The sequence below is a fragment of the Pseudoalteromonas sp. Scap03 genome, from assembly GCF_013393115.1.
In the GTDB taxonomy this organism is placed as follows: Bacteria; Pseudomonadota; Gammaproteobacteria; order Enterobacterales; family Alteromonadaceae; genus Pseudoalteromonas.
In genome coordinates this window covers 2699250-2719777 of sequence record NZ_VDEU01000001.1, presented here as the reverse complement: position 1 = coordinate 2719777, position 20528 = coordinate 2699250, and the positions used below count along the sequence as shown (strand labels likewise).

At 39.8% G+C, this 20528-nt stretch carries 24 protein-coding genes; 10 read left to right on the top strand and 14 right to left on the bottom strand.

Annotated elements, in window-relative coordinates:
- Nucleotides 1–99 precede the first annotated feature (99 nt).
- Nucleotides 100–450, top strand: coding sequence for a VOC family protein (locus FHG08_RS12430; protein ID WP_178956173.1), 351 nt, complete (start codon nt 100–102; stop codon nt 448–450).
- Nucleotides 451–561: 111 nt separating this feature from the next.
- On the opposite strand, the gene FHG08_RS12425 is transcribed toward FHG08_RS12430, so the two are convergent.
- The 5 genes from FHG08_RS12425 to FHG08_RS12405 form a co-directional block, all read right to left on the bottom strand.
- Entirely contained in the window at nt 562–975 is a 414-nt protein-coding gene (locus FHG08_RS12425; protein ID WP_178956172.1) for a hypothetical protein, read from the bottom strand.
- On the bottom strand, nt 962–2299 hold the full coding sequence (locus FHG08_RS12420) for an ATP-binding protein (RefSeq protein ID WP_178956171.1): 1338 nt from the start codon (nt 2297–2299) through the stop codon (nt 962–964). Before FHG08_RS12420 ends, FHG08_RS12425 begins: the two co-directional genes overlap by 14 nt.
- On the bottom strand, nt 2293–2967 hold the full coding sequence (locus FHG08_RS12415) for a response regulator transcription factor (protein ID WP_010390247.1): 675 nt from the start codon (nt 2965–2967) through the stop codon (nt 2293–2295). Before FHG08_RS12415 ends, FHG08_RS12420 begins: the two co-directional genes overlap by 7 nt.
- A gap of 3 nt (nt 2968–2970) precedes the next feature.
- Nucleotides 2971–3231 (bottom strand): PepSY domain-containing protein, encoded by a 261-nt coding sequence (locus FHG08_RS12410; RefSeq protein ID WP_010390245.1) that lies wholly within the window; start codon nt 3229–3231, stop codon nt 2971–2973.
- 161 nt (nt 3232–3392) lie between these two features.
- Nucleotides 3393–3695, bottom strand: coding sequence for a YciI family protein (locus FHG08_RS12405; protein WP_178956170.1), 303 nt, complete (start codon nt 3693–3695; stop codon nt 3393–3395).
- A gap of 188 nt (nt 3696–3883) precedes the next feature.
- Here FHG08_RS12405 and FHG08_RS12400 point away from each other — a divergent pair, with 188 nt between their 5' ends.
- Nucleotides 3884–5308 carry a sodium-dependent transporter gene (locus FHG08_RS12400; RefSeq protein ID WP_010390240.1) on the top strand — a complete coding sequence of 475 codons (1425 nt, stop codon included), beginning with the start codon at nt 3884–3886 and terminating at the stop codon, nt 5306–5308.
- A 54-nt stretch (nt 5309–5362) separates the two neighbouring features.
- On the opposite strand, the gene FHG08_RS12395 is transcribed toward FHG08_RS12400, so the two are convergent.
- Nucleotides 5363–6004, bottom strand: a complete 642-nt coding sequence (locus FHG08_RS12395) for a CPBP family intramembrane glutamic endopeptidase (RefSeq protein WP_138605975.1) — start codon at nt 6002–6004, stop codon at nt 5363–5365.
- Nucleotides 6005–6235: 231 nt separating this feature from the next.
- On the opposite strand from FHG08_RS12395, the gene FHG08_RS12390 reads away from it, so the two are divergent.
- Complete coding sequence (locus tag FHG08_RS12390; protein WP_010390237.1) at nt 6236–6505, top strand: HU family DNA-binding protein; 270 nt, start codon at nt 6236–6238, stop codon at nt 6503–6505.
- Nucleotides 6506–6727: 222 nt separating this feature from the next.
- Nucleotides 6728–7306, top strand: a complete 579-nt coding sequence (locus FHG08_RS12385) for a type 1 glutamine amidotransferase domain-containing protein (protein ID WP_138605977.1) — start codon at nt 6728–6730, stop codon at nt 7304–7306.
- Between the two features lie 65 nt (nt 7307–7371).
- On the opposite strand, the gene trpA is transcribed toward FHG08_RS12385, so the two are convergent.
- From trpA to FHG08_RS12355, 6 genes are read right to left on the bottom strand one after another with little or no spacing between them, the layout of a single operon-like run.
- A complete protein-coding gene (gene trpA, locus FHG08_RS12380; protein WP_138605979.1) occupies nt 7372–8193 on the bottom strand; it encodes a tryptophan synthase subunit alpha in 822 nt (273 codons plus the stop codon).
- Complete coding sequence (gene trpB / locus FHG08_RS12375; protein WP_138605980.1) at nt 8190–9374, bottom strand: tryptophan synthase subunit beta; 1185 nt, start codon at nt 9372–9374, stop codon at nt 8190–8192. The genes trpA and trpB overlap by 4 nt, the downstream gene beginning before the upstream one ends.
- A 7-nt stretch (nt 9375–9381) precedes the next feature.
- Nucleotides 9382–10746 carry a bifunctional indole-3-glycerol-phosphate synthase TrpC/phosphoribosylanthranilate isomerase TrpF gene (trpCF, locus tag FHG08_RS12370; protein WP_138605982.1) on the bottom strand — a complete coding sequence of 455 codons (1365 nt, stop codon included), beginning with the start codon at nt 10744–10746 and terminating at the stop codon, nt 9382–9384.
- Nucleotides 10739–11776 carry an anthranilate phosphoribosyltransferase gene (trpD, locus tag FHG08_RS12365; RefSeq protein WP_178956169.1) on the bottom strand — a complete coding sequence of 346 codons (1038 nt, stop codon included), beginning with the start codon at nt 11774–11776 and terminating at the stop codon, nt 10739–10741. Before trpD ends, trpCF begins: the two co-directional genes overlap by 8 nt.
- Before the next feature lie 10 nt (nt 11777–11786).
- Nucleotides 11787–12389 carry an aminodeoxychorismate/anthranilate synthase component II gene (locus FHG08_RS12360; protein WP_178956168.1) on the bottom strand — a complete coding sequence of 201 codons (603 nt, stop codon included), beginning with the start codon at nt 12387–12389 and terminating at the stop codon, nt 11787–11789.
- A gap of 1 nt (nt 12390) precedes the next feature.
- Complete coding sequence (locus tag FHG08_RS12355) at nt 12391–13959, bottom strand: anthranilate synthase component 1 (RefSeq protein WP_178956167.1); 1569 nt, start codon at nt 13957–13959, stop codon at nt 12391–12393.
- Nucleotides 13960–14403: 444 nt separating this feature from the next.
- Here FHG08_RS12355 and FHG08_RS12350 point away from each other — a divergent pair, with 444 nt between their 5' ends.
- The 5 genes from FHG08_RS12350 (at nt 14404) to FHG08_RS12330 (ending at nt 17998) form a co-directional block, all read left to right on the top strand.
- Nucleotides 14404–15258: a PHP domain-containing protein gene (locus FHG08_RS12350; protein ID WP_178956166.1), complete on the top strand. Its 855-nt coding sequence runs from the start codon at nt 14404–14406 to the stop codon at nt 15256–15258.
- Entirely contained in the window at nt 15255–15875 is a 621-nt protein-coding gene (locus FHG08_RS12345) for an L-threonylcarbamoyladenylate synthase (protein WP_010390225.1), read from the top strand. Before FHG08_RS12350 ends, FHG08_RS12345 begins: the two co-directional genes overlap by 4 nt.
- Nucleotides 15876–15877: 2 nt before the next feature.
- Nucleotides 15878–16717 carry a ScpA family protein gene (locus tag FHG08_RS12340; RefSeq protein ID WP_178956165.1) on the top strand — a complete coding sequence of 280 codons (840 nt, stop codon included), beginning with the start codon at nt 15878–15880 and terminating at the stop codon, nt 16715–16717.
- Between the two features lie 146 nt (nt 16718–16863).
- Nucleotides 16864–17415, top strand: coding sequence for a cytochrome b (locus FHG08_RS12335; RefSeq protein ID WP_178956164.1), 552 nt, complete (start codon nt 16864–16866; stop codon nt 17413–17415).
- A 1-nt stretch (nt 17416) separates the two neighbouring features.
- Entirely contained in the window at nt 17417–17998 is a 582-nt protein-coding gene (locus FHG08_RS12330) for a YceI family protein (protein WP_178956163.1), read from the top strand.
- Between the two features lie 44 nt (nt 17999–18042).
- On the opposite strand, the gene FHG08_RS12325 is transcribed toward FHG08_RS12330, so the two are convergent.
- Nucleotides 18043–18876, bottom strand: coding sequence for a transporter substrate-binding domain-containing protein (locus FHG08_RS12325; RefSeq protein WP_178956162.1), 834 nt, complete (start codon nt 18874–18876; stop codon nt 18043–18045).
- A 122-nt stretch (nt 18877–18998) separates the two neighbouring features.
- Nucleotides 18999–19166: a hypothetical protein gene (locus FHG08_RS12320; RefSeq protein WP_007375427.1), complete on the bottom strand. Its 168-nt coding sequence runs from the start codon at nt 19164–19166 to the stop codon at nt 18999–19001.
- 413 nt (nt 19167–19579) lie between these two features.
- Here FHG08_RS12320 and FHG08_RS12315 point away from each other — a divergent pair, with 413 nt between their 5' ends.
- Entirely contained in the window at nt 19580–20515 is a 936-nt protein-coding gene (locus FHG08_RS12315) for an acetoacetate decarboxylase family protein (RefSeq protein ID WP_178956161.1), read from the top strand.
- Nucleotides 20516–20528 lie beyond the last annotated feature (13 nt).

The window sequence follows — 20528 nt, the reverse complement described above, 5'->3', positions numbered from 1 at the left end:
CCTGAAGTTTGCTTATGATTATCGAGCATTGCTTCTACCTTTGTATATTACTAGTCCAAGTCGCAAATAATATAAACAAGAATAAGGGTAAAAACTAAAATGACTCAAAATAATAAAATTAACTATATTGAGATTCCTGCACAAAATATTGAAGCTACTAAGGCCTTTTTTAGTGACGTGTTTGGCTGGTCATTTGAGGATTATGGCTCAGAATATTGTAGTTTTACAGGGCAAGGTGTTGATGGTGGTTTCTTTAAATCTGACTTGGTTGTTGCTACTAAAAACGGAAGCCCGTTAATTGTGTTATATAGTAATGCCCTTGAAGCGACTCAAAATAAAATTGAGGAAGCTGGAGGCAAAATAATTAAGCCTACATTTTCATTTCCAGGTGGTAGACGATTTCACTTTAGCGACTCAAATGGAAATGAATTTGCGGTGTGGTCAGAGTAATCACATTACAAAGTATATAACTACAAAAATGCAGCCTTTAAGGCTGCACTTCCCAAAATACTAACCACGAAATTAACAAGAAACAACAAATAATGTTTAATTAAGAGTTGGTTAAAGCCCCATTTTAAGCTGCTGAATGAATTGCTCTATCATTGCTATTTCACACTCTTTATAAGTTACTACAGCTTCCAGTGAATTAGGTTGTTTTAACATATAACGCCACTGGCAGCTTTTTTGTATGTACTTATCTTTGGCGTTAATACTTTGTTTAAACAGTGATAAAATGATGGTATTACCAGTTTCACTTTCTAATTCGGCCAGTTCAAAAGTGCGCTTTTGGATCCAACTGTCTTGTTGCTGTTGCACTTTATTTAATTTGGCATCTAAACATTGTGTGTAATCTTTAATTTGCTCTGGCAGGGCGTTGCTTTGCAATGTACATTGTTGCTCAGCAGCCATACTTTGCTGTGTCCAAAACAATAAAAGGCTTAAGCTAAAACAAAGGATGTAGTTATTTTTTTTCATGATAATTAAACTCGAGAATAAATTCTGCACCGCCTAAACGTTGCGACTGAGATATAGTTAACAGCCCGTGATACGACTTAACTAAGTCAGATACAATAGCCATTCCAACACCGTGTCCGCTTTCGTAGGTATCAAGGCGCGTACCGCGTTGTAACAATGATTCACGTTTATCTGGCTTAATGCCTGGGCCGTCATCACAAATGCTTATACTGAGCGTTCTATCTTGTGAAACATTAATACTGACTTGGGAGCGGCAGGCTTTGCAGGCATTATCTATTAAGTTGCCTAATAACTCCATTAAATCGGTTTTATCACCTAAAAAATAATCTTTATCGCTCACTTGGCAATTAAATATAATGTCTTTATCTCGGTATACTTTACTCATTGCACTTAAGATAGAATCGATAACCGGCTTGATAGGGGTTTGCTTTTTCCATGTATCGGAAGCACCTGTGGCTGCACGTTTTAATTGGTGCTCGATCATCACATTAATTCTGTCTAGTTGTTCTTGTGCATCAGCATCGTTAGCTAATGGGCTTGATTTTAAAACAGCTAACGGCGTTTTAAGTGCATGGGCTAAATCGCTAAGAGAGGCGCGGTATCGCTCTTTTTGGCGTTGCTGCGACTCTAATAGTAAATTTAGGTCGGCTTTAATGGTTTGCAGTTCAACGGGGTATAAGCCTTTAATTTCTTGAATATCGCCTGATTCAATGGCTTTTATTTCTTTATCTAGACGTTGCAGAGGTCGTGCACTCCAAATAAAACCAATGGCCATTAACCCTGCAATGGCAATCCCCATAATAAACATCCAATCGACTAAGGTTTGCTTAAAGCCATCCATTAAACGCAGTAGGGCATCGTTACGTTTTAATAAAATAAAGCGTGCTTGCTCTGATTGGTCAATATTATTAAGTATTACCGTTAAACTTAATTGCCAGTAGGTGGTGTTGTTATACACCACACGTCTGAAATCGGCAGCGCCTGCTTTGGGTTCTATATATTGGGGAACAAAGTTAACGTTAACCGCCGACTCAGAATGCCAAATAGGCATGTCGTCACGGTAAATCATGGCGTAGGTGTCTGAGTTTAGGTTGTTGAGTTCGGGGGTTAAAATAGAGCTGGGCATAATAATGCCACGCTCGGTAAAATCAACTTCGGAAATAAGTGAATACAGGTGTGCTTCGAGATTTTTTTCGGTGGCATCAACAAGTGACGCATAATACGCCTTACCTATGGAGTAAAACAAAATAGGTAGAGCGACTAACAAAACAAAGACAAGGATAAATCCTTGCCTTATTTTTAACGAAATTTGCGGTGTTACCACTGGCTTTTAAGCCTGTAGCCACGCCCACGCAGTGTTTCCACTGGGTTAAGCACGCCATCTGGGTCGAGTTTTTTACGCAAACGTAGTACAAACACTTCAATTACGTTCGAATCAAGGTCAAAGTCTTGGTCGTAAATATGCTCTGTAAGCTCAGACTTTGAAATTACTTTTTGTGGGTTAACCATTAAGTATTCGAGTACTTTGTACTCATACGCAGTTAAGCTCAGCTCTTTATCGTTTACCCATACTTGTTGTGAACGTGTATGAATTTTAATAGGGCCTGCTGTCATTTCTGGGTTTGCTTTACCAGCACTGCGACGAATAAGCGCATTACAGCGAGCAATCAGTTCTTCCACATGAAATGGCTTAGTTAGGTAGTCGTCAGCACCGGCATCTAGGCCTTCTACTTTGTCTTGCCAGCGATCGCGCGCGGTTAAAATCAAGATAGGAATAGTCACCCCTTGGGCGCGTGCTTTATTTATTAGCTCAATACCGTCTATTTTAGGTAGGCCTAAATCAACTACAGCCATATCTAAAGGGTATTCAGTGATGTGAAAAAGGCCCGCTTCACCGTCGTGACATAAATCAACACTGTAACGCTCTTTTTCTAATGCATTGCGCAGGTTGTCTGCCAAATGTAAATCATCTTCTATTACTAAAATTCGCATTGGTTAATCCTTTTTCACTTCGCCAGTTTTCTTGTTTATTTTCAAATCGACGACGTGGCCGTCAGCTTTTAAAATTCGTACAGTAAAAAAAAGTGTTTCTTCAGAGATCTTTAACGTTGTACCGTCTGTAGTTTGTTTTGCAAGTATTACTGCTTTTTTTTTACTTACCTCAACTTTATCGGTTTTGCTTTTGGTATTGTTTGCGTGGGCAAAATTAGCCAAACACACTACCGCGATTAAATTGAGTATTAATAATACACGCATTACGGAACTCCTAGAACAGACCTGCCTAGCTTAAAAACTAAGCCATTAAAACTTTAATACCTTGCGGCGTATTTAAGTTTTTAGTAAGCAAAGTTTAATTAAAAATGAGTGAACAAACCCTGAATTGCTGGTTGCAGTTAAACAGGGTGGTCATAGTTTAATTAAGCAGGGAACACTTTTTTAAATGGTTTAACAATAGAGTTTTCATATACGCCACCGGCAACATAAGGATCATCTGCCGCCCATTCTCTGGCGTCTTCTAAAGAATTAAATTGAGCAATCACTAAAGAACCCGTAAAGCCTGAATCTTGAGGGTCTTCACTATCAATGGCCGGAAGTGGACCTGCGGTTAATAGTCGGCCTTCGTCTTTTAGGATTTGTAAGCGCGCTAAATGAGCTGGGCGAGCCGCTTTACGGTGCTCTAAACTATTTTGGACGTCTGTTGAATAAATCATATACAACATATAAATACTCTCAAAACTTGTTAAATTTAATTAACTGCATACTAGCATAGCGTTGATAAATGGTGAATTAAAAGTGTTTATGGCGATGTTTACAGCAAGAATGTTTTTTTACACGGTAATTGCTTGAAAAGCGTTGCGTAACACTGGTAGAGTCCCTTGGATAAGATAAATAATAACAAGGTTATTACATGAGTGAAAATAGAGAGCACTTTAGCTCCCGCTTAGGATTTATATTGGCAGCGGCAGGCTCTGCTGTAGGTATTGGTAACTTAGTAGGCTTTCCAGTTTCTGCGACTAAGAATGGCGGTGGTGCATTTTTGCTCGTCTATGCTTTGTTTGTCGCATTCATTTGTTTACCCGTAATGATGGCTGAAATGGCCATGGGTCGTCATGCACAAAAAGACCCGCTAGGTGCATACAAAAAATTAGCTAATAACGACAAAAAATGGAAATTTGCTGGCTTTTTAGCGGTATTAACGCCATTTATGATTGCTGTTTTTTATATGGTGATCACGGTGTGGATTTTTGGTTACTTGAGCCAAACCGCGCTGGGTAATTTAGATATGCTGGCAAACCCTGGACACTTTGGTGAGTTTATAAATAGCTATACCGTGTTTGGTTATATGGCGCTGGTAGTAGTTATTGTTAACCTAATTTTGGTCGGTGGCGTAAAAGACGGCATTGAAAAAGCAGCTAAATTTTTAATGCCAGCTTTATTTGTCATGCTTATTATATTGGTGGGTTACGTACTCACTCTTGATAACGCCATGGCCGGTGTTAAGTACTACATTATTCCTGATTTTAGTAAAATGAATGCCAGCGTGCTTAACGGTGCATTGAGCCAAGCGTTTTTCTCATTGTCGTTAGGTATGGGTATTTTAATTACCTATGCATCTTATATCTCGAAAAAAGATGACATTGTAGGCAGTGCTAAAATGGTCGCTATTACCGACTCACTGGTTGCGTTTGTAGCAGGCTTAATGGTGTTACCGGCTATTTTTAGCTTTGACCCAAATACCGATCCGGCTAAGTTATCTGACTCGTCAGTTTCAATGATTTTTGTCTACCTTCCAAAAATTTTATTAGCGCTACAAAATGATATTGGTTACTTTGGCGCATCAGCCGTGGCATTTATTTTCTTCTTATTAGTATTTTTTGCTGCTATCACATCACTGGTATCTATTGTTGAAGTACCAACAGCAACACTAAGCGATCGTAAAGGCATTAGCCGTAAAAAAGCGCTGGGCATACTCACTTTATCAACCGGTATATTAACTATTTTGTGTATTATGTCGTTTGGTATGATTGACAGCCTAACTACTTTTACTAGCTACGGTAGTGGTAATAAGAGCTTTTTTGATGTTGTTTATGACGTATTTTACGACACAATATTGCCTTTAAATGGTTTAATGGTGTGTTTGTTTGTAATGTATAAATGGAAAAAAGTTCGCTTAAGCGAAGAGCTAAGACAAGGCTCTCCTAATTATGCTAATAGCTTTATGGAAAAGTACGTTAACTTTTCACTGCAAACCTTTATTCCAGCGATATTATTAATCATTTTTGTAAATACCGTTGCAACGAAGTTTTTTGATATCAGTATTTTTGGTTTTTAATTTAAACTAAATCTAAATAAGCCGCGCCTGTCGCGGCTTTTTTATTGCTGCTTGTTAATTCAGTGCACCAGAGTCTAAATAGTCACCCATCCCTAGGGTAAACATCCATATGCCCCATAAGCTGTGCTCAAGAACACAGGCAAAGGTTGAGCGGCTTTGTGCGTAGGTATATGCAAATAGTAATCCGCCTATAAATGCTAAACTTACTGCAACCCAATTAGCGTAAACAATATGTGCCAGTGCAAATACACTCGCACTTATAATAATGCGTAGCCATTTACTGGGCATAATGCGCTTATAACGATGAAAAAAGTAGGTTCTAAATATTAATTCTTGTGGGATCACCGACAATAAAGGGTAGAGCATTAATAGCATTAGCCAGTCGGTGAGATTTTCACGAGGTAAAGTAAACCAGTGTCCTTGGTAAAGTAAGTTGTAAAATACCCCCGAAAATAATGCGCCAATAAAGAAAAAACTAAACATGCGGCGCTTCACAGCAGAAAACTGCCCCAAGCTAGTTAATCTAAAACGTTTAAAGTGGCTGTCGTTTAATAACAACATACAGCACACACTCATGAGGATGATCAGTGCTGGAATAAGCCAGTTAGATAAATATTGGCGAATATTAAAGCCAATTAAAGGCAGAATGATAAAGATAAAGGTAAATTCAAACCAGCGGTATTGATTAGCGTTCACGTTTGCTCACGGTGATTTTTATTTCACCTTAGCAAACGATTAAGTCATCTTTATGACTATAAAACAGTCAAGCTGATTATATTTAAACCCAATGAGTCTTACTAAGGCACTTGGCTTCCGGTTAAGGTTGACTTACCCCCTTGCAACCCTTAGCCTGCCTGCTTTTATTTTTACATCATTGTATTGCCACGTTAATAGGTTTAAGCCTAGGCGTGTATTTAGGAGCAAAAAATGAATAAAGCAGAATTGGTTGCAGCTATTGCGGATGCGAGTGAATTAACAAAAAAAGACGCACAAGCTGCGTTAACCAGCTTACAAAAAGTGATTACAAAGTCGCTGTCTGAAGGCGATCAGGTACAAATTTCAGGCTTTGGTACTTTTGCACTTAGTTACTACCCAGCGCGTACTGGTCGTAATCCACAAACTGGTGCAGCGATTGAAATACAAGGGGCTAATAAAGCCGTATTTAAACCAGCAAAAGCGTTAAAAGAGCGCCTTTAATTTAAAACTTTAGTGCCTGTAAGTTCGCTTCTTCCCCAAAAGCCACTATTTAGCTTACAGGCTCTTTGCTTTATTACTTTTGCCTGTAGTATCTGCAATCAGTGTAAATAATTTACATTACTTGTTTATTCATATTTATAAAACCTTATTATATTCAGCGTGTTATATTTGGTATGTGATATGCAAATACAGTTATGTATTGAATGAAATAAGGAGTATTTAATGAGTAACTTACATAACAGTAATCGTTTACAAGGTAAGAAAATTGCCATTTTAGCCACCGATGGATTTGAGCAAAGCGAGTTACTCTCGCCACAGGCTGCTTTACTTGAAGCGGGCGCCGATATTGAAGTTGTTTCTATTAAAGAAGGGCAGATCACCGCATGGGATGAAGACAAGTGGGGTGAAAAAGTTGCTGTTGATAAATTAGCAGCCAATGCAAATGCCGGTGATTACGATGCGCTTTTACTGCCTGGTGGCTTGTTTAATCCCGATAGCTTACGCCAAGACTCGGATGCTAAGGCATTTGCAGATGGTTTTTTTGGAGCAAAGAAAAACAAACCCGTTGCCGCTATTTGCCATGCGCCGTGGTTACTCGCGGAGATTAACAAGCTCAGAGACAAAAAGGTCACTTCATATCCGAGTATTAAAAGTGATTTAATTAATGCCGGTGCTAACTGGGTCGACCAAGAGGTGTGTGTTGATCAAGGCTTAGTGACTAGTCGCAGCCCTTCAGATTTAGACGCGTTTAATGCTAAGTTTATAGAAGAGATTCTTGAGGGTAAGCATCAAGCGCATTAAGTTTGTAGTTTAAATAAAAAAGGGCATGTTACATGCCCTTTTTTAGTGATTAAAAACACCGTTGATTAAAGCGCTGTTGCGGCTTTCATCTCACTTACAAATGTTTTTAATTGTGTGGTCATTGCATTTAAATCATTTAGGTTTGCTTCAATGATTTTTACTACTGCAGAGCCTGAAATAGCACCCGCAGCACCGGCTTTAAGCGCGGCTTTTACATCATCAGGTGTTGAAATACCAAAGCCTAATAACGCAGGCGCACTGTGGTACTCTTGTAAGCGCGAAACCACGTGTGTTGCAGGCATTTGTGCTTTAGTATCGGTGCCTGTTACCCCTGCACGAGACAGTAAGTAAGTGTAACCGCGACCGTACGATGCGCACTCACGCAACGTATCGTCACTGGCGTTCGGCGTAGCGATAAATATCGGGTCAATACCGTTTGCCATGGCGGCTTTTCTAAACATTTTAGACTCGTGTAATGGCACATCAGCCACTAAAATAGAGTCAACGCCTACTGCTTTTGCATCAGTGTAAAACTTTTCTAAGCCACGTTTAAAGATTAAGTTTGAATACAGTAATAAACCAATTGGGATGTCGGCATTGTACTGGCGTATTTCTTTAATAATATCAAAACAATCTTGTGTATTAATGTGCTCATCTAAAGCACGAATATTGGCCTTTTGAATAACAGGGCCGTCGGCAATCGGATCTGAAAACGGAATACCTAGCTCTAGTCCATCTGCGCCGCCATCGATTAAGCTTTTAATAATTTCAATGCTTTGCGATTTCCCCGGATCGCCAATAGTAACAAATGGTACAAACGCGCCTTGGTTTTGCTCTTTTAGTGCTGCAAACATTTGTCCGTAACGGTCAGTTTTTACTTGGCTCATAATTGACCTTCCTCTGATAATACCTTGTGTACGTGGGCTAAATCTTTATCGCCACGGCCACTTAAATTAACCACTAAAATGCTTTCTTCTTGCAACTCTTCCGCATATTTAAGTGCATATGCAATGGCATGACTTGATTCTAGTGCCGGAATAATACCTTCGTGTTTTGCCAGTGCTTGAAACGCATCAAGAGCTTCGGTATCGCTAATGCCTACATATTGAGCTCGACCAGTTTCGTGTAAAAATGCATGTTGTGGCCCTACAGCAGGGTAATCTAATCCCGCCGATACAGAGTAAGACTCTTCAATTTGGCCATCGTCATTTTGCATAATGTAGGTATAAGTGCCGTGTAAAATACCTTTAGTGCCTTTGCAGATGGTTGCGCCGTGCTCGTGGGTATCAAGGCCTTTACCTGCTGGTTCTACACCAATTAATTTAACACCCGGCTCGTCAATAAAATCAGTAAACATACCAATGGCATTGGAGCCACCACCTACACAAGCTAAAACCGCATCAGGTAGTCGACCTTCCGCTTTAAGAATTTGCTGTTTAGCTTCCTCGCCAATAATTTTTTGATACTCACGTACAATTGTTGGAAAAGGATGAGGACCCGCAGCCGTACCTAGTAAGTAATGTGCCTCTTGATAGTTTGCTGACCAATCACGCAGAGCTTCGTTAACCGCATCTTTTAATGTGCCCGAACCTGCTGTAACCGAAATAACTTCAGCGCCCATAAGTTTCATTCTAAATACATTAGGCTGTTGGCGTTCAACGTCTTTTGCACCCATGTAAATACGACATTTTAAGCCAAGTAATGCACACGCAAGTGCGGTGGCTACACCGTGTTGGCCTGCACCGGTTTCTGCTATAACTTCTTTTTTTCCCATGCGTTTAGTCAGTAATGCTTGACCCAACACCTGATTAGTTTTGTGTGCACCACCGTGGAGTAAATCTTCACGCTTTAAGTAAAGCTTAACTTTAGGGTTTTTAACTAAGTTGCGAGTTAACGTAAGCGGCGTAGGGCGACCTGCATACTCGTTTAAAAGCTGTGTAAATTCAGCTTGAAAATCAGGATCTTTTTGCGCTTTGTTAAATTCGCTTTCTAACTGCTTTAGCGCAGGTACGAGTAACTCGGGAACAAACATTCCGCCAAACTCGCCAAAATAAGCTGGATTTTGCATTTTAACCTCAATAGTTTCTGATGCTTGAAAAAGCATGATTTAATTTTTTTGCGCACTTTTTACCAGGAGACTGCTCTACACCTGAATTTAAATCAAGTCCTAAAGCTCCGTGATAGAGGGCATCGCTAATATTGTCTGGGTTTAAGCCGCCAGCAAGCATAAAGGGGGTGGTCGCATCACGCAGTACCGACCAATCAAATGTTTTACCTGTGCCACCCGCGTGTGAATCACTGTGGGTGTCGTATAAATGGCGATCTGCGCCTGCTACGGGTTGTGGTAAAACATCTTTTATTGCCTGCGCTTTCCAAATTTGGCAATTACGTGGTAATTCACTACGTAATGACGCAATGTATTGTTCATCTTCTTGGCCATGTAATTGAACGGCTGATAATTTAAGTTGTTTAGCGTGTTCAGCCACATCAGGTATAGCAGCATTAACAAATACGCCAACAAATTTTAAAGGCGCACTTTGACTGATTTCTTTAGCACAATCTAAATCAACAAAGCGGGGGGATTTAGGGTAAAAAATCAACCCGCCATACACAGCGCCATTGCTATAGGCTGCAATAGCATCTTGATTGCGAGTTAAGCCACACACTTTGTTCTCGCCTAATATAACGCGACGACATGCTTGTATTAGATCAGCTTCAGCCATTAATGAGCTGCCAATTAAAAAGCCATTACATAAAGGGGCTAAGCGTTTTACATCTTGATGGGTGTAAATACCTGACTCAGAAATAACCACTTTATTTTCAGGAATAAGTTTACGTAGTCGTTCTGTAGTGGCTAAGTCGGTGCTTAAATCACGCAAATCTCGATTATTAATCCCAATTATTTGTGCATTTAGTGCCAGCGCACGGTGAACTTCTTCTTCGTTACTTACCTCAGTTAATACTGACATATTTAATGAGTCGGCCACTTCATGCAGTGTTTTGTATTGCTGATCGTCAAGCACAGATAGCATAAGTAAAATAGCGTCGCCGCCATAAAGACGTGCCATATAAACTTGGTACTCATCAATAAAAAAGTCTTTACAAATAAGCGGCTGTTCTACTTGGCTGCGCACAAATTCAAGGTAATCAAAACTGCCTTGAAAGTACTTTTCGTCAGTTAACACACTCATACAAGTGGCATATTGCTTATACGCTTGGGTGATTTCTGTTAAATCAAAAGGCTGACGAATCAACCCCTTAGAGGGCGACGCTTTTTTGCATTCTAAAATAAACTGCGTACCAGGTGCTGCCAGTGCTTTGTAAAAACTACGCTCAGTCGGTTTGGCTTGGTGTTTAAAGCTCTCTAGTGGCCGTGCAGCCTTACGCTCGATTAGTTCTATTTTTTTATCGGCAATAATTTTGTCTAATACATTAGCCATGACTTACCTCAATAATTGCATTTAATGTGTCCATGGCCTTGCCTGAACGTAATAAAGAGTTTGTTATTTGCGCACCTTGTTTTAACGACTCTGCTTGGCCGGTTAAGTACAGCAATGCGGCCACATTAACAACAATTGCGGCGTTGTGTGCCTCAGTGCCTTTACCTTGTAAAATAGCAAGACTGGCGTTTGCATTGTATTGTGGGCCTTCACCGGCTAATTGTTCAAGTGAATAGTTTGCAAGGTCAAAATCACTTGGACTGAGTGTGTACTGAGTAATTTTACCATTATTAAGCTCTACAACCTGTGTTGGGCCATGTAAGGCAATTTCGTCAGTACCAGAGCCGTGCACTATCATAGCGCGTTTAGTGCCTAGAGTATTAAGCGTTTGTGCCATTGGCATACATAAAGACTCATCGTACACGCCGAGTAATTGCACCTCAGGAGCTGCTGGATTAGCCAGTGGCCCAAGAATATTAAAAATGGTTCGGGTTTTTAAACTGGTACGCACGTTCATCGCATGGCGCACCCCGCTGTGGTAGTGCGGTGCAAATAAAAAGGTAAAATTTGTGCTCTCTAAACAACGAGCAGCGACCTCTGGGGTCATATCGATATTGATCCCCAGTGCTTTGAGCAAGTCAGCAGACCCAGAATTACTCGACACGCTTCGATTTCCATGTTTTACCATATTAATACCTGCCGCGGCCGCCACAATCGCGGCCGTGGTACTAATATTTATAGTGTTTGAACCATCGCCACCGGTGCCACAGCTATCAGCAAGTAGCGTTTTATTAGTGGTAAAGGCAACGGCATTTTCACGCATTGAAGCGGCTGCACCGGCAATCTCATCGCTTACTTCACCTTTCATTTTAAGGCCAATAAGCAGCGCAGAGAGTTCAATATCGTTCATATTGCCTTGCATAATTTGATCAAATAGCGATTTTGTTTGCACGTAACTAAGTGACTGCTTTGTGATGATGTGCTCAATGGCGTGTTGAACATTAAGCGGGCTGTGTAATTGATTAGTCATAATGTTCCTTTTATTTGGCACGTGTTAAATAAGCAACGCTTTGCTGTAGTAGCATTGCGCCGTTGGGCGTTAAAATTGACTCTGGGTGGAATTGATAGCCCAGTGCATTGTCTTGATGATGATAAATAGCCATTGGAATATCTTGGTATTTGGCAATAACCGCTAAGTTATCAGGCACTTTTGTGGCCATTAATGAGTGATAACGCGCCACTGGTATAGTGCTACCCATCCCGTTAAACACCGGGTGATCGTCTAACTCAATAATTGATGACTTACCATGTACGGTTTCACCAGCGTGACCGATTACTCCGCCATAGCTTTGTGTTAGCGCTTGTTGGCCTAAACAAATACCTAGCATTGGAAATTGGCCCTTACACAGGTTAATTAACTCCATAAGGCAGCCTGCATCGCTAGGCGCACCAGGGCCTGGTGATAATACCAGCAGTACTTGTCCACGCTCTGCCTGCATTTTTTCGAATATGATCTCTGCGCTAATGTTGTTTCGGTAAACTACTAACTCAGCACCTAGCATTGTTAGCTCATCAACAAGGTTGTAGCTAAATGAGTCAAAGTTATCTAAAAAGTAAATTTTAATAGGGTGTGCTTCACTCATTTTATACTGCCTTATACGTCGATTTAATCGCGGTGATCACCGCTTGGGCTTTAGCGCGCGTTTCGTTTGCCTCTGACATTGGATCTGAATCAAATACAACCCCAGCACCGGCTTGCACATACGCAATATTATTTTTAACAAAGGCGGCACGAATAACAATACAGCTGTCCATGGCACCGTCACCGGTTAAATAGCCAACTGCGCCACCATAGCTACCGCGACGTTTGCCTTCAGTTTTGCGTACTAATTCTGCCGCACGTACTTTGGGGGCACCCACTAAGGTACCCATGTTCATACAGGCTTGATAAGCATGCAGAGCATCTAATTCGGGTTTTAATTTTCCTACTACACGTGATACCAAGTGCATTACTTGTGAATAGCGGTCTACTTTTAATAGCTCTTTGGCATGGCGTGTACCAGGCACGCTTATACGAGCAACGTCGTTACGTGCTAAATCAACCAGCATTAAGTGCTCGGCACGTTCTTTTTGATCGTTTCTGAGCTCAAGTTCAATACGGCTATCTAAATCGGGATTAATTTGTCCAGTTGCAAACTTACCCCGTGGACGAGTACCTGCAATCGGATAAACCTCAACTTGTTGAGACTTAACCTCATACTTAAGCGCAGACTCTGGAGAAGCGCCAAATAATGAGAAATCTTCATCACGCATGTAAAACATGTAGGGGCTTGGGTTTTGCTTTTTAAGCTGGCTATAAGCATGTAATGAGTCAGGGCACGGCAATGAGAAAGTACGAGAGGGCACCACTTGAAAAATATCGCCATCAACTATGTGTTGCTTAAGTTTTATCACTTGTTGACAATATTGCTCATCACTAATATCAACATTTACAGGGCAGTCACCTGTTTGGCTTGGGGCACTAAAGTCTGCGGCGTGGTCGCACAATGTATTAAGGCGCTCTAATTGTTTGCCCACTTCAAAACAATTAGCGTGAACATCTGGGCCATTAAACACATTACCAATTAACTCGGTTGTTTGTTTTTGGTGATCAATAACAACCAGTGTTTCGGCTAAATAAAATACGTAGTCTGGGCAGGTGTTTTCACCGTCAGGCACATCGGATAGTTGTTCAAAGTTAGCCACCATGTCGTAGGCAAATACGCCGCCTAAAAACACTGAGAACGGATTGTCAGTGGTGCTTCTAATACTATTTAAACACGTGCGTAGTGCACTAAAAGCGTTATCTGCAATCAGTTTGCTAGCCTGGTCAATGGTGTCATCGACTGGGTGATACTCAAGTGTGAGTGTGGTATCGGTTAACTGTGAAGCGCAGTTTTGTACATTAGCCTGCAAATAGTTAAGTAGTTGTTGGCCGTTGTTTGATTGTGCACTGATGCTCACTTGGTTGCCTTGGCAAACAATACGCAATGCACAATCAACCAGTATTAAGCTTTTTACGCTATCTTTTGAATCTATTTCTGCAGATTCAAGCAATAGTGAGTTAGGTTTATCAAGTGCCGCATACAAGGCAAGTGGGCTACTTATGTAGTCTCGTACTTGCGTTATGCTGGTCACTTCACCTGGTGTTGTTGTTATATGACTAAAAATCAAACCTCATCCCCTAAAAAAATAAAACCCCGCAATGCTAAGCAGTGCGGGGTTTGAATAACGATGTCTAAATTATAGATAGACCATTACCGTCCCGCTATGCCAGGCGCCACCACCAATGATGTGTAAGAGTGTTTACGTTATTCATGTTTTTAATTCCTGTTAATCTTGTATTGCAAAATTTAGTGATAAAAAAACCCGCATGGTAGCGGGTTAGAATTTTTTGTTTAGACACGACAATTCATCACCCTTTGTTTTAAGAGTGCCACCACCAGATGATGTTTTGAATTGTATTTTTCATTGTTATTTATTCTTTAATGTCTAAAAGTGGCTACAGTAAAACGTATCAACTGCTTTTGTGTCAAGTGTTTATTTAAAACAATTTCGTTAAAAAACTTGTTATACTGTGTGAAACACCCTTAAACCATTAATTAAAGTAGTTTTCATTTGATAAAATACGACTTACATAGCCATACAACACACTCAGACGGACATTTAACCGTTGAGGAACTATTAGCGCGAGCAGTCGATAAAAACATTGATGTATTTGCCATTACCGATCACGATACTGTGGCCGCAATTGAGCCTGCGCAGGCTTTTATCAAACGTGAAAACTTGCCGCTTAAACTGATTAATGGGGTTGAAATATCAACCAAATGGGAGAGTTTTGAAATACATATTGTTGGGCTTAACATTGATACCAATGATCGCACTTTGCATACATTACTTAGCGAGCAACAGCAAAAGCGCGAAACCCGTGCAATTGAAATAGGCCATCGATTAACTAAAAATGGCTTTGAGGGTATTTATCAACAAGCCCGCGATCTGGCTGAAAATGCGCAAATTACTCGCGCTCACTTTGCCAGAGCTTTAATTGAGCGAGGTGTGGCTAAAAACTTTCCTGGGGTATTTAAAAAGTACTTAGGGCGAGGAAAAACCGGTTACGTACCGAGTAACTGGTGTGATATGCAAACGGCAATTTCAGCGATTCATTCCGCCGGTGGGGTGGCTGTTTTGGCGCACCCAAGTAGCTACAAAATGTCGAATAAGTGGTTGCGTAAACTACTCGTAGAGTTTAAATCGGTGGGCGGTGATGCAATGGAAGTTGCCCAACCGCAACAGGCCCCGAGTGAGCGTCAGTTTCTAGGCTTGTTGAGTCAAGAATACGACCTGCTTTGCTCTCAAGGCTCTGATTTTCATTTTCCGACTAGTTATTTAGAACTTGGAAAAAATTTATACTTACCTAAAGATTGCCAAGGGGTTTGGCAAACATGGGAAAAGCACGAAGGAGTTGCATTATGAGTCAATTATTTCATATACATCCGGATAACCCACAGCCTAGACTAATTTCTCAAGCTGTTGATATTATTAAACAGGGCGGCGTAGTTGTGTACCCAACAGATTCGGGATATGCGATTGGCTGTAATTTAGGTAACAAACAAGCAAAAGAGCGCATAGAGCGTATTCGTGGTATTGAAAAACACCATAATTTTACTTTAGTGTGCCGCGATTTATCTGAGCTTTCTACTTATGCTCGGGTAGATAACCAAATGTTCAGGCTGATCAAAAATAATACCCCAGGGCCTTATACGTTTATTTTTAAAGGCACAAAAGAAGTACCTAAACGCTTATTAAACGATAAGAAAAAAACCATAGGCATTCGTGTTATTGAACACCCAATTGCTTGTGCGTTACTTGCGGAATTGGGTGAGCCATTAATGTCATGCTCACTTATTTTACCGGGTGATGAATACACGCAAGCGGACCCCGATGACATTTTGGATCGTCTAGATAAGCATGTCGATTTAATTATTCATGGCGGATACCTCACAGAGCAAGCAACCACGGTAATTGATTTATCAGAGGACGATATTCAAATTTTACGTGTAGGCTGCGGCGATACGGCTCCATTTGAATAGCAATGAAACAGCCTGACACGGTTTCGTTAATACCTACAGATATGCCAGTGCAGCAAAAGCTGCCACTGGCATTTTTGCATGGGAAAGCCGTTGTTGAAAAGCCTGAAGATTTATATATTCCGCCTGATGCGCTTGAAGTTATTTTAGAAACCTTTGAAGGTCCGTTAGATCTGTTGCTTTATTTAATTAAAAAGCACAAGTTAGATGTTCTCGAATTATCTATATTTAGCATTACTGAGCAGTATGTAAAATATGTAGAAATGATGAGTGAGTTTCAGTTAGAACTCGCCGGCGAATATCTCGTAATGGCAGCATTGCTGGCGCAGATTAAGTCGCGGTTGTTACTGCCAGTGCATGAGGAATTAGAAGAAGAGGAAGATCCCCGCGCCGAACTTATAAAACGTCTACAAGAGTACGAACAATTTAAAAAAGCGGCCGAAAATATCGATTCTTTGCCCCGCGTTGGTCGCGATATATTTATCGCCAATGCAACTTTCCCAGAGTTAGAAGAAAAAAACCAACCCTTACCTGAACTGGCAATCAAAGATCTATTGTTAGCGCTAAGCGACGTAATGGCGCGTGCTAAAACATTTGAGCATCATTTAATTAGTGCAGAAACCCTGTCAACTCGTGAACGTATGAGTTTAATTTTACAGACACTATCCCAAGCAAAAGCACCTGTTGCGTTTACCCAACTGTTTACCTTTGAAGAGGGCCGCAGTGGAGTAGTTGTTAGTTTTATTGCCATGTTAGAACTAATCAAAGAGGGCTTAATTGCTTGCTTACAAGTTGAGTCTGATAGCCAAATATATGTATCTCTTAATGAGCCTGCCGAAAGTTAACCTCCCATAAAGTTTTTTGCAATTATACTAAATTAATAGACTTTACTGTGCGTATACGCACGATAAGTGTTTGCATATGCTATTTTAATCGCCACTCATCCATTATATCGTAGTGTTATTACTAGATTAGAGATTGGCGATAAGCAATGTTTAAAAACTCAAAAACCGGTTATGGCCTGATGGCTATATTTTTACACTGGTTAATGGCGTTGACTGTCTTTGGTTTGTTTGGTTTAGGCTTATACATGGTTGAGTTAACTTACTATGATAGCTGGTATAAAGGCTCATTAGATTTGCATAAAAGCATAGGGCTGAGTTTAGCGGCTGTATTTGTTTTTAGACTGTTATGGCGTCGATTTAATGTAAAACCTAGCCCTATTGGGACTAACACTCAATTAAACCAGCTGGCCCAAACCGCACATATTTTAATGTATCTGTTTTTAGTGATTATTATGGTGTCTGGGTATTTAATTTCTACTGCTGATGGGCGACCAATCGAAGTGTTTGGCTTGTTTTATGTTAAAGCCATCGACTTTACCTTTGATTCTCAGGCAGATATAGCAGGGCAGATCCATTATTACAGCGCATGCTTATTGATCGGGTTTGTGGTGCTGCATATTTTAGGTGTGTTAAAACACCACTTTATAGATAAAGATAAAACATTAATTAGAATGATCAAATTACAAAAGGAAGCTTAAAATGAAAAAGTTACTATTAACTTCAGCGTTATCAGCAGCGATGTTTATGACAGCTACCCATGCTAGTGCTGCAGACTATGTTATTGATACCAAAGGAGCACATGCCTTTGTTAATTTTAAAATTAAACATTTAGGTTACAGCTGGTTGCACGGGCGTTTTAACACCTTTGATGGGCAGTTTAACTACGACGCTAAAAATCCAAACGCATCTCAAATTAGTGTAAATATCGACACAGCAAGCCTAGATTCAAACCATGCTGAACGAGATAAACACTTACGCGGTGGTGACTTTTTAAATGTAAGCAAATACCCACAGGCTAGCTTTAAAAGTACAGCAATTAAGTTTGATCAAGACGGTGAAGAAGCCACAGTAACCGGTGAGTTTACCCTTCATGGTATTACTAAAGCAATTAGTTTTGAAATTGATAAGATTGGTGAAGGTAAAGATCCATGGGGTGGTTACCGTGTTGGTTTTGAAGGTGAAACCAGCTTAAAACTAGCCGATTACGGTATTGATTACGATTTAGGCCCAGCGTCAACGCACGTTGATATTGGTTTATTTATTGAAGGTATTCGTCAATAATACCGTTTTATAGTTAAAGCTAAGCGTTATCACGCTTAGCTTTTTTATTGTAAATGCGCTTCTAATTTTGATTTTAAGTGACTTGGTAACCACCGAGTTAATACTTGTTTATAGTCTTCAGTTTGCTTAATTAGTTTGAGTTGCTGATTGAGTGTGGCAATATCTTCTGCGCCTTGCTCGTTTTTAGTACAGCCAATGTAACCGTAACTAATTTTTGGTGCCTCAGTCAGCATGCGCTGCGTTAAATTGTCACTAAACCCCATCGTTTTTGCTAAATAATAATGCTCACTGGGGTAGCCTAATAAAATATCAATTCGCTCTAAGTTAAGCATATAGGTTAATGTACTGAGGGTATCGCGAGTAGGTCTAATGACAATATTTGTATTAGGTGTGGTATTAATTATTTTATCAATTTCACTGCCGTATGAGCGATTCATCGATACACCCAAGGTGAGCTTTTTATTTACTAATAAATTAGTTAACGACACTGATTTACTGCTTTCAATACCTAGCGAAATGCTCAGCTTTTGATGCATGGCAATAGATGGAGAAAGACCAGCTGTAGAGCTTTGATGCGTGAAATAAACACGTTCTTCGCGATATTTGTTTTTATAAAGTGATAATGCGCATGCATTTGATTGCAGGTTAGCGAGTTCCTGAATAACTTTACCAGAGGGAATAATGATACGTTCAAAGTTAATATGCGGAAGTTGTTGCTCTAATAGCGAAATAATACTTTCATCACGGCCCTGAGATTTATCCGGACCGCTCAAAATATAATAGGGCGCAAAGTCATGCGTTATCCATTTTATTGTTCTGGCATCACACTTTGTGCTTAAAAATACACAGACGAACAGTATTATCCACGAAAACCGCATTTTCACCACAACAAATAAATAAACATGGATTTAAGTGTAGTCAGTAATACACCAAAAAGTAAAATGCCAGCATAAAGCTGGCATTTTAATTTATTTATAAGTTAAACACTTATAAATGATAATTAACTGGCTTTCAGCCATTTTACAAATTGACGTGCATCACTTGCTTTTTGAAACAATGCATTTTTCAAACCTTGTGTATCGCTGAAGATTACACGATGTTTGTTAACCGAAATTGATTGCACTGGATGTGCTATTTGGATCATAGATCCGTTATATTTGTATGACATAATAAAACTCACTTTATTTTTGTTATTTATTCTGGGCTTTTTCTTAAAGCACATTACAGATGATAAATAATCTAATTGTGTTTAGCTTCATTACAGTGTTGACGATCTTTATGACACTTTTACGATGATATTAAAATAAATCATCAAGGTATTAATAGGGGTTCTCGCCGTACAATAACTTAGCTTTTGAATATACGTTTTGCGGGGCTTACTGGATCAGGGTAAAGAGGTTAACCGCTAGGGCTTTTTATAGCCAAGCATCGATCTTACGCCACAATATTTTTCTTTGCAAGCAATTTATTAAAATACTTTGAATCGAGAGCAATTCACGTATAGCCATAAATATTAATTCGTAAAGATCAACAGACTCAAATATATCTGACTATACTCAGTTTTTAACTGAGGGGGGTCAAATGAGTTCACTATCTGCGCCATATCAACATTTTTTATCTAATCCAATAGCAAAGCCGCCTTGTCGTATGCACAATGCGAATATGTATGGTTTTTTTGCTGAAATAGAATCTAAGAAAGCACAAAAGTACATTGATTCAACGTTAAACATAGGGGGTGAGGGTAATATTTATTTTAAAATACTTGGCGAGTTTGCACTTATTACATTTACAGATATTGAAAAAATAGCCTCAATGACCTCGCCATTCGATCAGCATGGTTGGATGCAAGAAACAGATATTATCATTTGGTTGCCTGTCGCTAAGGTTGAGGATGAAGATATAACCTACTTATATTGGTATCCAGCTTTTATCTGTGTTAACAACATTTATGCACTTATTAATGGTCGCGAAACATGGGGCTATAATAAGTATTTGTGTGACTACACCATGCCCAGCTGTGTATCGGAGCTATCGAATTTTTCAATATCTTTAGAGTGCTTCGAATATTTTTCTCCTGAATCTAAGCTACAAACGCATGAGTTATTTTCAATTACTATGAACTCTAAACACAAAGATAGCGATTTCTTCTCTATTATTGATGACTTTGGCGAGCAAGTAGCAAATTTGTTTTCTCGCAAACATTTAGGTATTGATTTTTCATTATTAAAGCAGCTATTGAGTGGCTTTGTTAATCCACAAATGGATCAAATATTGTTAAAACAATTTCCTGATGGCAGCGGTGATTCAGCGGTATACCAAAGCGTAATGCACTCACCCTCTGAGATTAAAAAAATACACCATTTTAAATTTTTAAAGCCAGAGTTTACTTTACACCTCAATAAATTAGACAGTTTCCCACTTGCCGACATGTTTGGTCTAAAGTTAGGTAGTCAAGCGTTGCATTTACCTTTTTATGTGCAAATGGACTTTGACCAGTTAGCCGCAACTAAAATTTAAATTGCTTAGAAGG